The sequence below is a fragment of the Cystobacter fuscus genome, from assembly GCF_002305875.1.
Lineage (GTDB): Bacteria > Myxococcota > Myxococcia > Myxococcales > Myxococcaceae > Cystobacter > Cystobacter fuscus_A.
Genome location: NZ_CP022098.1, coordinates 1,721,470 through 1,734,905 on the forward strand (window position 1 = coordinate 1,721,470; position 13,436 = coordinate 1,734,905).

Here is a 13,436-nt window from a genome sequence, read left to right on the forward strand (position 1 = left end):
GGCTGGGGGTTTTTCACATGTGAAAGGCGATTGCAGGGTTGCAATGCAGAGCTGAAAGCGGCCCGGCTCCCGCGTCTCTCGCCCAGGAGCCAAGTCACTGGAATCCTTGGAGTTCTGGTGGAGGAGAGGAGTGGCACGGGGAGTGCTAAAGCATGGAGACGGAGCACGTCGGAGCTGGTCGAAGGAGGTTCCCCCCCACCGCCTTCAGCCCTCCAGATGGCTTCCTGAGAAGAACCCGCGGCCCGGTAGCCCTTTCTGAGGGCTCCGGGCCGTCTTCTTTTTGCGCCTCGAGAGCCAGCCGGCACCCCACCTCCCGGGAGGAAAGGGCTGGGGGCTTTTCACATGTGAAAGGTGATTGCAGGGTTGCAATGCAGAGCTGAAAGCGGCCCGGCCCCTGCGTCTCCCTCTCGGAAGCCAAACCCTCGGAATCCCTGGGCTTTCCATGGCGGGGAAGGGTGGCACGGGGAGTGCTAAAGCATGGAGACGGAGCACGTCGGAGCTGGTCGAAGGAGGTTCCCCCCCACCGCCTTCAGCCCTCCAGATGGCTTCCTGAGAAGAACCCGCGGCCCGGTAGCCCTTTCTGAGGGCTCCGGGCCGTCTTCTTTTTGCGCCTCGAGAGCCAGGCGGCACCCCGCCTCCCGGGAAGGAAGGGCTGGGGGTTTTTCACATGTGAAAGGCGATTGCAGGGTTGCAATGCAGAGCTGAAAGCGGCCCGGCTCCCGCGTCTCTCGCCCAGGAGCCAAGTCACTGGAATCCTTGGAGTTCTGGTGGAGGAGAGGAGTGGCACGGGGAGTGCTAAAGCATGGAGACGGAGCACGTCGGAGCTGGTCGAAGGAGGTTCCCCCCCACCGCCTTCAGCCCTCCAGATGGCTTCCTGAGAAGAACCCGCGGCCCGGTAGCCCTTTCTGAGGGCTCCGGGCCGTCTTCTTTTTGCGCCTCGAGAGCCAGCCGGCACCCCACCTCCCGGGAGGAAAGGGCTGGGGGCTTTTCACATGTGAAAGGTGATTGCAGGGTTGCAATGCAGAGCTGAAAGCGGCCCGGCCCCTGCGTCTCCCTCTCGGAAGCCAAACCCTCGGAATCCCTGGGCTTTCCATGGCGGGGAAGGGTGGCACGGGGAGTGCTAAAGCATGGAGACGGAGCACGTCGGAGCTGGTCGAAGGAGGTTCCCCCCCACCGCCTTCAGCCCTCCAGATGGCTTCCTGAGAAGAACCCGCGGCCCGGTAGCCCTTTCTGAGGGCTCCGGGCCGTCTTCTTTTTCATCGCCCTGGGTTCGTCGTGAGGGCTCCTTCACCCACGCGCTGCTCCGGCCCTTCCTGGTGCTCGAGGCGAGGCCGCTGGCGGGGTCTGCCCGCAGTGGACACCTTTCGTCGGATTGGCGCCAAGCTGGATCGATTCCCCTCGCGTCCGTTCACGTCCTCACTGTGGCATCTGACGGCTCCGTGAGATCCGGGCGGTGCGGAATGGGGAGGGCGTCCGGCCGTGCGCGCTCGAGTGCCGGAACGAAAACGCCCGGGCGAGAGCCGCCCGGGCGTGGGTGAAACGAAGGCCGCGCGACTTCAGCGATTGAGCAGGCTGCCGGCCTGGGCGATCCACTCGGTGAGGGGCCCGGGCAGGATGCCCAGCAGCACCACGGCCGCGGTGGAGATGATGAGCGCCAGCTCCGTCATCCAGGCCCGCTCCAGCGGGTGGGCGCCTTCGGGAACCGGGCGCATGTACATGTAGACGACCACGCGCAGGTAGTAATAGGCGCCAGCCGCGCTGGAGAGCACCGCGACGATGGTGAGCCCGACGAGGCCCACGTCCACCGCGGCGCGGAAGAGCAGGAGCTTGCCGATGAAGCCGACGGTGGGAGGAATGCCGGCGAGCGACAGCATGAAGGCGGCCATGGCGAAGGCCCAACCCGGCCGGCGCTGGGCCAGTCCGCTCAGGCGCTCCAGGTCCCACGCGGTGCCCCGCTCCTCGTCCTCGCGGCGCTCCAGGAGGGAGACGATGCCGAAGGCCCCGATCGCGGTGACGGCGTAGGCGAGCAGGTAGAAGAGGATGCCGCGCAGGGCCTCGACGCGTGCGGTGGCCTCGACACTGGCGCCGGTGAGCGACGTGGGCCCGAGCAGCTGGAACTGCTGGCCGGGCTGCACGACGAAGAGGGCGGCCACGCCCAGCATCAGATAGCCGGCGTGGGCGATGGAGGAGTAGGCCAGCATGCGCTTGATGTTGCGCTGCGGGATGGCGAGCAGGTTGCCGCCCACCATGGTGAGCAACGCCAGGGTGGAGAACAGGGCGAAGGGCAGCTTGCCGTTGATGCCGCTGCCCACGGTGACGAACACGCGCACGAGCGCCACGAAGGCGGCGGCCTTCACGCCCGCGCTCATGAGCGCGGTGACGGGAGTGGGAGCGCCCTCGTAGACGTCCGGCGTCCACATGTGGAAGGGCACCGCGGCCACCTTGAAGGCGAAGCCCGCGGCCACCAGCACCGCGCCCGCGTAGACGAGCGCCGCGTGGGTCTCCATCGCATCGCGCAGCGGCTGCGCCATGTGCGACAGCAGCGTGGTGCCCGTGGCGCCGTACAAGAGCGCCGCGCCGTAGAGCAGCACCGCCGAGGAGAAGGCGCCGAGGATGAAGTACTTGAAGCCCGCCTCGCTCGGCCGCGTGCCACGTCGCAGGAAGCTCGTGAGCGCGTACGTGGAGATGGACAGCACCTCGATGTTGATGAAGACGGTGATGAGCTCGTTGGACACACCCAACAGGCTCATGCCCGCGCCCGCGAAGAGCATCAGCGCGTAGAACTCACCGCGCTCGGCGCCCCGGCGCCGCAGGAAGCCCGCCGAGGTGAGCGTGGCCAGCGCCAGCGACACGCAGACGATGAAGGTCAGGAAGCTGGAGAAGGGATCCAACGCGCCGAAGCCGAGGAACACCTCGCGCGCGGGCTCGAACAAGAGCTGCAGCGACACGCCGCCGGCGATGACGGCGGTGAGGCTGGCCAGCACCGCCTGGTAGCCGCGGGTGGAGCTCGCGGAGAGGAACACCTCCGAGAGCAGCAGGATGCACGCGCCCAGCACCAGGATGAACGCGGGAATCAGGGGGAGGAAGTCTGCCGAGGTGAGGGTGGGCAGGTTCATGATGGAAGGCTTTCGGCTAACGCCGGTCGGCGAGCGGACCCGCCGGCTGGGCATGAGGGGCGGCGGCCTCGCCGGAGGAGGGCAGGCCCATCACGTTGATGCGCACGTCGGCGGGCTGGATCTGGCTGCCGGGCGCGCCCAGGCTGGCGCGGCTGACGAAGCGCTCGGTGGCGGGGTTGATGCGATCGAGGAAGGGCTGGGGCTTGAGGCCCATGACGACCACGAGCACCACGAAGGGCAGCACCGTGACGAGCTCGCGCGCGTTGAGGTCCGTCAGGTTCTGATTGTCGCGGTGGGTGAGGGGCCCGAAGAAGACCTTCTGCACCATCCACAGCATGTACGCCGCGCCCAGGATGACACCCAGCGTGGCGAAGACGCCGAAGCCCAGGCCCAGGTTGCTCTTGAAGGTCCCCAGCAGCACGAGGAACTCGCCCACGAAGCTGTTGGTGCCCGGCACCGCCACGGACGAGAACGTCATGATGAGGAAGGCCGCCGTGTACACCGGCACCACCTTGGCGATGCCGCCGTAGTCGGACATCAGGCGCGTCTGCCGCCGCTCGTGGAGCAGGCCGAACAGGAGGAAGAGCGCGCCGGTGGCCACACCGTGGTTGAGCATCTGGTAGGCGCTTCCACTGGCACCCTCGCTGGTGAGCGCCACGAGGCCCAGCATGCAGTAGCCCAGGTGGCTCACCGACGAGTAGGCGATGAGCTTCTTGATGTCGCGCTGCGCCAGGCACATGAGCGCGCCGTAGACGATGCCCACCACCGCGAGCGCCGCCAGCACGGGCCGCACCTGGTGCATCGCCGCGGAGAAGAAGGGGATGGCGTAGCGCCAGAAGCCATAGACGCCGATCTTCGCCATGACGGCGGACAGGAGGACGGTGCCCCCGGTGGGCGCCTGCACGTAGGCATCCGGCAGCCAGGTGTGCAGCGGCCACATGGGCACCTTGATGGCGAACGCCAGCGCGAAGGCCGCGAACATCCAGGGGCCCCAGCGGTACAGCGCGCCCGCCATGCCGGTGAGCCGCCCACAGTCCTCGCCGCACGTGGCGAGCTGCCGGTTGGCCTCCGCCAGGCTGTTGTAGATCGCGGCGTAGTCGAAGGAGCGGGTGCCGGCCGTGCCGCTGATGAAGTACAGGGCGACGATGGCCACCAGCATGAGCAGCGAGCCCGCCAGCGTGTAGAGGAAGAACTTCACCGCCGCCGCCTGGCGATCCTCGCCTCCCCACACCCCCACCAGCAGGTACATGGGGATGAGCATGGCCTCCCAGAAGACGTAGAAGAGCAGCACGTCCAGCGACACCAGCGCGCCCATCATCGCCACCTGCAGGAGCAGCAGGGCGATGTGGAACTCCTTCACGCGCTCGGTGATGGCCGTGCGTGACGCCAGCACCACCAGGGGCCCGATGAACACGGTGAGCAGCACGAGGCTGATGGACAGGCCATCCACGCCGACGTGGTAGCTCACGCCCAGTTGCTCCAGCCACCGCACGCGGTGCTCGAGCTGGAACTCGGGACCGGCGGGCTCGAAGCGCAGGTAGGCCCAGACGCCGAGCGCCAGGTCCACCAGCATGCCGATGAGCGTGACCGCGCGCACCTGTCCGCGCTCGCCCGCGGGCAGCAGGCACAGGAGCGCCACGAAGAGCAGCGGCAGGTAGACGACGATGTTGAGCAGATGGGTGTCGAAGAGGCTCACTGCAGCACCTGGATGATCGCGTAAACCGCGCCGCCGAGCAGGGCCAGGGCCATTACCGCGGCATAGGCCTGGGCATCTCCCGTCTGCGCGTAGCGCAGCGCGCCGCCCACGCGGGCCGTGACCCACGCCGTGCCGCGCACCAACACTGTGTCGATGAGCATGGTGTCCACCAGCTTGAACAGCAGGACACCGAGGTTCTTCACCGGCCGGATGATCAGGAAGGTGTAGACCTCATCCACATAGAACTTGTTCTGCGTGAAGCGGCGCACCGCGCGGGCGAACGCCGGCGCCGGCTGACCCACCCGGCTCGGGTAGTACTTCAGGTAGGCGAACGCCGCCGCGCCGCCGCCCACCAGCGCCACGACCCACGCGATGAGGTAGTCGGCCATCGTGGGCAGGCTGTGGTCCAGCGACACCAACGCGCCCCGCGTGGCGATGCGCTCGGCGCTGGCGAACACCGGGCCGAGGAAGTTCTCCATCACCGGCTGCGGGCCGTTGCGGCTGGGCATGAGGGGCAGCGCGTACACGAGCGACACCACGCTCAGGATGGCCAGGATGACCAGGGGCACCGTCATGTACCCGGAGCTCTCGTGGGCGTGCTCGGTCTTCGCCTCGGGCGAGCGCTTGCCCTCGAAGGTGAGCACGTACAGGCGGGTCATGTAGAAGGCCGTGCACGCCGCGATGACGAGCCCCACCGCGTAGAGCAGCGTGGAGGCCGACTCGAAGCCGTGCAGGTGGTTGTGGTGCACGCCGTGCAGCAGGGCGTCCTTGGAGAAGAAGCCGGAGAAGGGGGCGATGCCGGTGATGGCCAGGGTGGCGATGAGGAAGGTGGACCACGTCCACGTCATCTCTTGGCGCAGCCCGCCCAGCTTCTTGATGTCCGTCTCGTCGCCGTTGCCGTGCATCACGCTGCCGGCGCCCAGGAAGAGGCAGGCCTTGAAGAAGGCGTGGGTGACCAGGTGCAGCACCGCCGCCCAGAAGATGCCCGTGCCCACGCCCATGAACATCAGGCCGAGCTGCGACACCGTGGAGTAGGCGAGCACCTTCTTGATGTCGTCCTGCGCGAACGCGATGAGCGCCGCGATGAGGGCGGTGAAGGCGCCGATGCTGGCCACCACCAGCATGGCCGTGGGGCTGAGCACCAGCAGGTAGCTCATGCGGCAGAACAGGTAGACGCCCGCGGTCACCATCGTCGCCGCGTGGATGAGGGCGGAGACGGGCGTGGGGCCGGCCATGGCGTCCGGCAGCCACACGTACAGCGGGAACTGGGCGCTCTTGCCCGCCGCGCCCAGCAGGAACAACAGCAGCGCCGCCGTCAGCACGCCGCCGAAGGTGCGGCCCGCCAGCGGACCCGCCTGGATGGGCGTCTGCAGGGTGAGCGCGTTGGGCGCCTTGTCGCTCGAGGCGGGCACCGAGTTGGCCATCACCTCCAGCCCCTGGAAGGTCAGCGGGCCCTTCATCGCCAGGCCCTCGCGGAAGCGCACCTGGGCGGCCTCGGGGTTGATGCCCACCGGAGCGAAGTTGCTCGTGCTCGCCTGGCTGTTGAACGCCCCCACCAGCAACACGATGAGGAAGGAGCCGATGAGGAAGGCGAAGTCGCCGATGCGGTTGGCGATGAACGCCTTGCGGCCCGCCCACGCCTTGGCCGCGTCGGTGTACCAGAAGCCGATGAGCAGGTAGCTGGCGAGACCCACCCCCTCCCAGCCCACGAAGAGCAGGACGAGGTTGTCGGCGAGCACCAGCGTGAGCATCGCCGCGATGAAGAGGTTGAGGTAGGCGAAGTAGCGCCAGGGGCTCTCGTCGTGCTCCATGTAGCTCGTGGAGTACACGTGGATGAGGAAGCCCACGCCGGTGATGACCAGCAGCATGATGCCCGACAGGTGGTCCACCAGCAGAGCGAGGTTCACCCGGAAGTCACCGGCGGCGAACCAGATGCCGTAGTCGTACCCGAGCGCGTAGCGGATGGCGCTGGAGGAGAAGGCGTTCTCCATGGACACCGGCGTGCCGCCCGACGGCGCGTGGTTGACGCACCAGAAGGCCAGCACGGACAGCGCGAAGGAGCCGGCCACCATCGCGCACGCGATGAAGTTCACGTTGGCGCGGCCCAGCTTCTTGCCGAACACGCCGCACACGAACGCGCCCAGCAGCGGCAGTGCGATGATGAGCCACAACGACTGCGCGAAGACGGCGGGCTCCACCGGCGCGGTCATGAAGAATGACTTGAGGGCATCCATTGCTCTGAGGGCTCTCGTAGGGCGGGAAGGAAGGGGAGGGGGACCGTCAGTGCTTCATGGTCCGGATTTCTTCGATGTTGACGGTGCCTCGGCTGCGGAACACGGCGATGACGATGGCCAGCCCGATGGAGGCCTCCGCCGCCGCGACGGCGATCACGAAGAAGGCGGACACGTGGCCCGTGGCGTCGCCATTCAGCCGCGCGAAGGACAGGAACGTCAGGTTCGCCGCGTTGAGCATCAGCTCCACGCACATGAACACCACCAGGGCGTTGCGGCGCACCAGCACGCCGAACATGCCCAGGCAGAACAGGACGGCGGCGAGGACGAGGTAGTACTTGATGTCGACGGAGTGGACCATGACGCCGGGGGAAGGAGGGCGGACGCGGCCCGCCTTCTAGCAGAGGGTTGAAGGGGACGCGCTCAAATCCGCGACTTGGCCACCACCACCGCGCCCACCATGCCCACCAGCAGCAGCAGGCTGACGGCCTCGAAGGGCAGCAGCCATTGGGTGAAGATGGTCTGGCCGATGACCGCCAGGGTGCCAAAGCCCTGGCTCATCGCCTGGCTGCCCGTGAACGTGCTGGCCGATGGGATGCGCCAGATGGCCGTCACCAGCACCGCCAGCAGTCCCGCCGCCGCCACGCCTCCGGCCACGCGCGCCAGCGTCACCCGGGGGCCCGTCACGGTCGACTCGCCCAGGTTGAGCAGCATGATGACGAAGAGGAAGAGCACCATGATGGCGCCCGTGTAGACGAGCACCTGCAGCACCGCCACGGTGTGCGCCCACAGCAGCACGTAGATGCCGGCCAGGAAGAAGAAGGTGGCCACCAGCGACATGGCGGAGCTGATGGGGCTCTTGGCGACGATGACCATCACCGCCGACGCCACCGTCAGCAGGGCGAAGACTCCGAAGAGGACGTGCTCGATGCTCAAGACCAGTCTCCGAACGCGCCCCAGGGCTTGTCGCCGAACGGGCAGCGGTGCTCGCGGATGTGCGCCTCGAACTCGTCGCGGAAGCGCATGAGGAAGGAATGCGTCGGCAGCGCCGCGGCATCGCCCAGCGCGCAGATGGTGTTGCCCAGGCCGATGGGCGGGTAGGGCGCGATGGACGAGGCCACGTTGCTCAGCTGCTCCACGTCGCCCGGCTCGCCCCGGCCCTCCTCGATCTTGCGCAGGATGCGCGCCTGCCACGGGGTGCCCTCGCGGCACGGCGTGCACTGGCCGCACGACTCCTCGGCGTAGAAGCGCGCGATGCGCCACAGGCTGCGCACCATGCACGTGGTGTCATCCATGACGATGACGCCGCCGGAGCCCGCCATGCTCTGCTTCACCTTGAGCGCCTCGAACTCCATGGCGGTGTCCAGCTCGTCCGGGCTGAGGATGGGCGCCGACGAGCCCCCCGGCACCACCGCCTTCACCTTGCGCCCCGCGGGCAGGCCCTGGCCGTACTTGTCGTCGAAGATGAGCTGGTTGAAGGTCGTCTCCAGCGGCACCTCGTACACGCCCGGCCGGTTCACCGAGCCCGACAGGCACATGACGCGCGTGCCGCCCGACTTGTCCGTCCCCAGGCCCGCGTACCAGGCCGCGCCCCGGGTGAACACGTGCGGCACGCTCGAGAGCGTCTCCACGTTGTTGACCACCGTGGGGCTGCCGAACAGGCCCACCACCGCGGGGAAGGGCGGCTTGAGTCGCGGCCAGCCCTTCTTGCCCTCCAGGCTCTCCAGCAGCGCCGTCTCCTCGCCGCAGATGTAGGCGCCCGCGCCGCGCACCAGGTAGCAGTCCAGCGCGTAGTCCTTGCCCATCAGGCTCTTGCCGAAGATGCCCGCGGCGTACGCCTCCTTGATGGCCTGGTTGAGCCGCTCCGCCGGGAACTTGAACTCGCCGCGCAGGTACACGTAGCAGGTGTGCACGTTGAGCGCGTAGGACGCGATGGCAATGCCCTCCAGCAGCATGTGCGGATCATGCGTGAGGATGTTGCGGTCCTTGAAGGTCCCCGGCTCGGACTCGTCGCCGTTGACCGCGAGGTACTTGGGCTTGGGGTTGTCCTTGGGGACGAAGCTCCACTTGAGCCCGGTGGGAAAGCCCGCTCCGCCGCGCCCGCGCAGGTTGGACTTCTTCACCTCGTCGATGATCTGCGCGGGCGTCAGCTCCAGCGCCTTGGCGAGTCCCTGGTAGCCCCCGCGCTTCTTGTACGCGTCCATCGTCCACGACTGGGGCGTGCCCCACGCGGTCGAGATGACGGGTTCGAATGCCGTTGTCGCCATGAAATCAGGTTCCTTGATGGAGCGGGTCAGGAGAGCTTGTCGATCAACTCGTCGAGCTTGGCCCTCGAGAGGCTCTCGTGGTGGTCCTCATTGATTTGCAGGCACGGCGCGGTGCCGCACGAGGCCAGGCACTCCGTCTCGCGCAAGGTGAAGCGCTCGTTCGCCTCTCCGGCCTTCAACCCGAGCTTGTTCTCCAGGTGGGCGAGCATCTTCTCGGCTCCCCGGAGCGCGCAGGGCAGGTTGGTGCACACGTCGATGACGTACTTGCCGGGCTTCTTCAGGTGGTACATCACGTAGAAGCTGGCGACCTCATAGGCGCGCTCCGGCGTGACACCGAGGACCTGCGCGACGAGCTTGAGACCCTCGGGAGGCAACCACCCCTTGATGTCTTGCATCAACCGCAGCGCGGGAAGCATCGCGGCGCTCTTCCGGTCCGCGGGATAGTGCGACAGGATCTCCGCGATCTCCGTGTCGAACTTCTTCTGCTCTTCGGGGGTGAACAGGGACTCCGCCATGGCGGGGGGTTCGTAAGTCTCTGACGCCCGCGTTGTCAACATAAACCCTCGGCGCTACACTGCGCCGGCACCAGCAAAATTCCGAGCGATTTCAACCCCTTGTTATGAATCGGGGATCAGACGACCAGCGTGAAGGACCCCGAGTGCCGCTCGTGTTACGCGTGCGCTTTCCGGACCAGGCACGGATGACGGAGGTGACGGAGAACCTGTCACGAGGAGGAATCTTCGTGCAGACCGACCGTTCCTTCACCGTGGGCGAGTCCGTGGGGTTGGCACTTTCTTTCCCGGGGCTTCTGGATCCGGTAGAAGTCGTGGGAACGGTGGCGTGGGTCCGGCCCGTGTCGCCCGAAGCACCCGGGGGTGTCGGCATCCGGGTGCTCCAAGCGGAGGACCGGCAGCGATTGGGTGACATCTTGAGTGCGCCAGGACAGACCCGCGCGTCGGACCGGACGGCCGCCCCCGCGGAGGGCTATCGTGTCCTCATCGTCGAGGACAATCCCCACATCATCGAGATGTACAGCTACGTGCTCAAGAAGCTGGCGAGCGGCGAGCTGGCGGGACGGGTGCCCCTGGAGGTGCACTTCTCTCCCGATGGGCATCACGCGTTGCAGGCGCTGCGCTCCAGCCGCTTCAGCCTGGTGATGACGGACCTGTACATGCCGGTGATGGACGGCTTCGCGCTCATCGAGCGCATCCGCGCCGAGGAGGCGCTCAAGTCCATTCCCGTGGTGGCCATCTCCGCGGGTGGCCCCGAGGCGCGCGAGCGCGCCATGCAGCTCGGGGTGGACATCTACCTGCGCAAGCCCGTGCGCTTCCAGGAAGTGTTGGAGACGGTGAAGCAGCTGCTCCACATCCCCTGAAGTCCTCTTCCGTTCCTCTCCTCCATTGGTCCCGGTGGCGTGAGCGCGTAGAGTCGCGCCCCCATGCCCACGCCCGTCATCCAACGCGACACCATCTGCGGCGAGGCGCTGTTCATCCTCCAGAGCCTGAGGGAGAACGGCCGTCTGGGACGCTCGAACAAGCTGGCCGATGTGAAGGCCTCGCTCGAGCCGTCCGTTTCGCTGGAGTTCGACAGCTACTACCTCTTCCTGCGCAAGTACCACTACATCGCCCTGGACCCCCGGGAGGCGCAGCTGCGCCTGACCGACCTGGGCGAGCGCGTGGTGGACACCGGGATGCAGGACCAGTTCATCGCCGAGGTGGGGGAGTTCTTCGCCGAGCAACTGGGACTGGAGGCGCTCACCACCGAGGACACGGTCGCCCAGGCCCAGGCGCTCAAGCCTCCCCCCCCTCCCGATGACGAGTCGGAGGTCGCTCCCTCCGAGGTGCGGCCGTCCGCGGAGCCGCCGGCCCTGCCTCGCGCGCGTCCCGCCCAGGTCTCCACCGTGAGTGCGTCCCCCGCGGTGGAGCCGCCGGTTCCGGCCCCGTCTCCCGTGGCCAGCGCGCGCAACGAAGCCGTGCAGCTGCCGCCCCCCGCCGCGCCGGTGTCCCCGATGGCTTCCGCCTCGACTCCCGGCCCCAAGGCCGTGGAGGTGCTGGACCAGCGCTACCAGAAGCAGGAGGCCCTCGGCTCCGGTCCGCTGGGCATCGCGAGCAAGGGCCGCTTCAACGCGCTCGGGCTGGACGTCTGCATCAAGGAGCTCAAGGACATCTTCGGCTACTTCTCCTTCCTGCAGCGGGGCGAGGTGCTCAAGCGGCTCAAGCGCGAGCTGTGTGCCCAGGCCCAGGTGCGCCATCCGGGCATCGTCCAGGTGCTCGACCAGAACGTGGAGGCGGCGCGCCCCTACTACGTGCTCGAGTTGTTGCAGGGCAACCTCAAGTCCATGCTGGAGGAGGGGGGCGGCAAGGGCGTGCCCGTGTCCTTCGCGCTGCGCTGCTTCCTCCAAATGGCCTACGCGCTGCGCGCCGCGCACGCCGTGGGCCTCTCCCACCACAACCTCAAGCCGGAGAATGTCCTCTTCGACATCCACGGCAACGCGAAGCTCGGCGACTTCGGGCTGAGCCGCGTGGTGGAGCAGGATGCCTCCAAGGGGCTGCCCCAGGTCTTCGTGGGCGCCGGCGGCATGGTGTACCTGGCGCCGGAGCTCCTCCAGCCGCAGCGCGCGAAGGACGCGGGTCCCGCCTCCGATGTCTACGGGCTGGGCATCCTCCTCTACGAGATGCTCACCGGGCAGATTCCCGGCCGCCGCTCGCCCCTGCCTTCCGAGGTCAATCCCGAGGCGCCCTCCGGACTGGATGCGCTCTTCGACAAGATGACCCAGGACCGCGTGGACCAGCGCTACCCGGACCTCGACGCCCTGCTGGAGGACTTCTACAAGTCCCTCCCCGAGGCGCAGTTCCTCGCCAAGGGCGATCTCATCCTCTCCTCGGAGCCGCGGTAGTACCCCCCGGGCCGTGACACCATGACCTCCCCTTCCGCTTCGCACGAGTCCCTTCTCCTCACCCTCACCGGCAGGGACCATCCCGGCATCGCCTCGCGGCTGACGGGCCTGCTCGCCGACGCGGGCGCGGTGCTGCTCGACATCGAGCAGGTGGTGGTGCAGGGCCAGCTCACCCTGTGCCTGCTCGTGCGTGTGCCCGAGGGGCAGGACGTTCTCCAGCAACTGCGCTCCGCGGCCCAGGCGCTGGGCGTGTTCCTGGAGTCCCGAGCGGTGGGCGAGTCAGGAGCCCAGGCCGCAGCGTCTCCCAGCCGGCATGTCGTCACCGTGGTGGGTCGTTCCCTCGGCGCGCGCGAGCTGCACGCGGTGACCGGGTGCCTGGCCCGGCACGAGGCCAACATCGAGCGCATCCACCGCCTGTCCGAAGTGGAGCCCGGTTCGTTCGAGATCCACCTCGCCCTGCCGGCGAGCAAGGAGCCGGAGGAACTCCAGCGCTCCCTGCTGGAGCTGTCCATGGCCACGAGCGCCTTCGACGTGGCGTTGCAGCGCGAGAGCCTCTACCGGCGCGCCAAGCGCCTGGTGGTGATGGACATGGACTCCACGCTCATCCGCATCGAGGTCATCGACGAGCTGGCGCGGGCCCATGGCGTGGGCGAGCAGGTGTCGCGCATCACCGAGCGCGCCATGCACGGCGAGATGGACTACGACGAGTCGCTGCGTCAGCGCGTGGCGCTGCTCAAGGGGCTGGACGCGCGGGTGCTGCACGAGCTCGCCGCCCGCCTTCCCCTCACCGAGGGAGCGGAGACCCTCATCCGCGTGCTCAAGCGGCTGGGCTACCGCACCGCCATCATCAGCGGAGGCTTCTCCGTGGCGGCCGAGGCGCTCAAGGCCCGCCTGGGCATCGACTACGCCCACTCCAACCTGTTGGAGGAGGCGGACGGCAAGCTCACCGGCCGCACCCTGGGCGCCATCGTCAACGCGCGCCGCAAGGCGGAGCTGCTGGAGGACATCGCCCGGGCGGAGGGCATCCTGCTCGACCAGGTCATCGCCGTGGGCGATGGCGCCAATGACTTGTTGATGCTGGAGCGCGCGGGGCTGGGCATCGCGTTCCGCGCCAAGCCCAAGCTGCGCCAGGCGGCCGACACCTCCATCTCCGCGGGCGGCCTGGACACCATCCTCTACTTCCTGGGGCTCACGGCCCGCGAGCTGCGCGAAGTGGGGGAGTAGGGCGGT

Annotated in this window: 10 protein-coding genes; 3 read left to right on the plus strand and 7 right to left on the minus strand. The window is 67.9% G+C overall.

Annotated elements, in window-relative coordinates; all coding sequences use genetic code 11:
- Positions 1-1,556 precede the first annotated feature (1,556 nt).
- The 7 genes from CYFUS_RS07210 to nuoE all read right to left on the minus strand — a co-directional run bounded on the left by CYFUS_RS07210 (position 1,557) and on the right by nuoE (position 9,825).
- Positions 1,557-3,116, minus strand: a complete 1,560-nt coding sequence (locus tag CYFUS_RS07210) for an NADH-quinone oxidoreductase subunit N (RefSeq protein ID WP_095984568.1) — start codon at positions 3,114-3,116, stop codon at positions 1,557-1,559.
- 16 nt (positions 3,117-3,132) lie between these two features.
- Positions 3,133-4,812 (minus strand): complex I subunit 4 family protein, encoded by a 1,680-nt coding sequence (locus CYFUS_RS07215; RefSeq protein ID WP_095984569.1) that lies wholly within the window; start codon positions 4,810-4,812, stop codon positions 3,133-3,135.
- Positions 4,809-7,046, minus strand: coding sequence for an NADH-quinone oxidoreductase subunit L (gene nuoL / locus CYFUS_RS07220; protein ID WP_095984570.1), 2,238 nt, complete (start codon positions 7,044-7,046; stop codon positions 4,809-4,811). The genes CYFUS_RS07215 and nuoL overlap by 4 nt, the downstream gene beginning before the upstream one ends.
- A 46-nt stretch (positions 7,047-7,092) precedes the next feature.
- Positions 7,093-7,404, minus strand: a complete 312-nt coding sequence (nuoK, locus tag CYFUS_RS07225) for an NADH-quinone oxidoreductase subunit NuoK (RefSeq protein ID WP_095984571.1) — start codon at positions 7,402-7,404, stop codon at positions 7,093-7,095.
- Between the two features lie 62 nt (positions 7,405-7,466).
- Positions 7,467-7,979: an NADH-quinone oxidoreductase subunit J gene (locus CYFUS_RS07230; RefSeq protein WP_095984572.1), complete on the minus strand. Its 513-nt coding sequence runs from the start codon at positions 7,977-7,979 to the stop codon at positions 7,467-7,469.
- A complete protein-coding gene (nuoF, locus tag CYFUS_RS07235) occupies positions 7,976-9,310 on the minus strand; it encodes an NADH-quinone oxidoreductase subunit NuoF (protein WP_095984573.1) in 1,335 nt (444 codons plus the stop codon). Before nuoF ends, CYFUS_RS07230 begins: the two co-directional genes overlap by 4 nt.
- Before the next feature lie 26 nt (positions 9,311-9,336).
- Positions 9,337-9,825: a complex I 24 kDa subunit family protein gene (gene nuoE / locus CYFUS_RS07240; RefSeq protein WP_071901486.1), complete on the minus strand. Its 489-nt coding sequence runs from the start codon at positions 9,823-9,825 to the stop codon at positions 9,337-9,339.
- A 104-nt stretch (positions 9,826-9,929) separates the two neighbouring features.
- On the opposite strand from nuoE, the gene CYFUS_RS07245 reads away from it, so the two are divergent.
- The 3 genes from CYFUS_RS07245 to serB all read left to right on the plus strand — a co-directional run bounded on the left by CYFUS_RS07245 (position 9,930) and on the right by serB (position 13,430).
- Positions 9,930-10,685: a TIGR02266 family protein gene (locus tag CYFUS_RS07245; RefSeq protein WP_095984574.1), complete on the plus strand. Its 756-nt coding sequence runs from the start codon at positions 9,930-9,932 to the stop codon at positions 10,683-10,685.
- A gap of 63 nt (positions 10,686-10,748) precedes the next feature.
- The gene (locus CYFUS_RS07250; protein ID WP_095984575.1) at positions 10,749-12,206 is read left to right on the plus strand and encodes a serine/threonine-protein kinase; all 1,458 of its coding nucleotides are present in this window, start codon (positions 10,749-10,751) and stop codon (positions 12,204-12,206) included.
- A 21-nt stretch (positions 12,207-12,227) separates the two neighbouring features.
- The gene (serB, locus tag CYFUS_RS07255) at positions 12,228-13,430 is read left to right on the plus strand and encodes a phosphoserine phosphatase SerB (RefSeq protein WP_095984576.1); all 1,203 of its coding nucleotides are present in this window, start codon (positions 12,228-12,230) and stop codon (positions 13,428-13,430) included.
- The last annotated feature ends 6 nt before the right edge of the window (positions 13,431-13,436 follow it).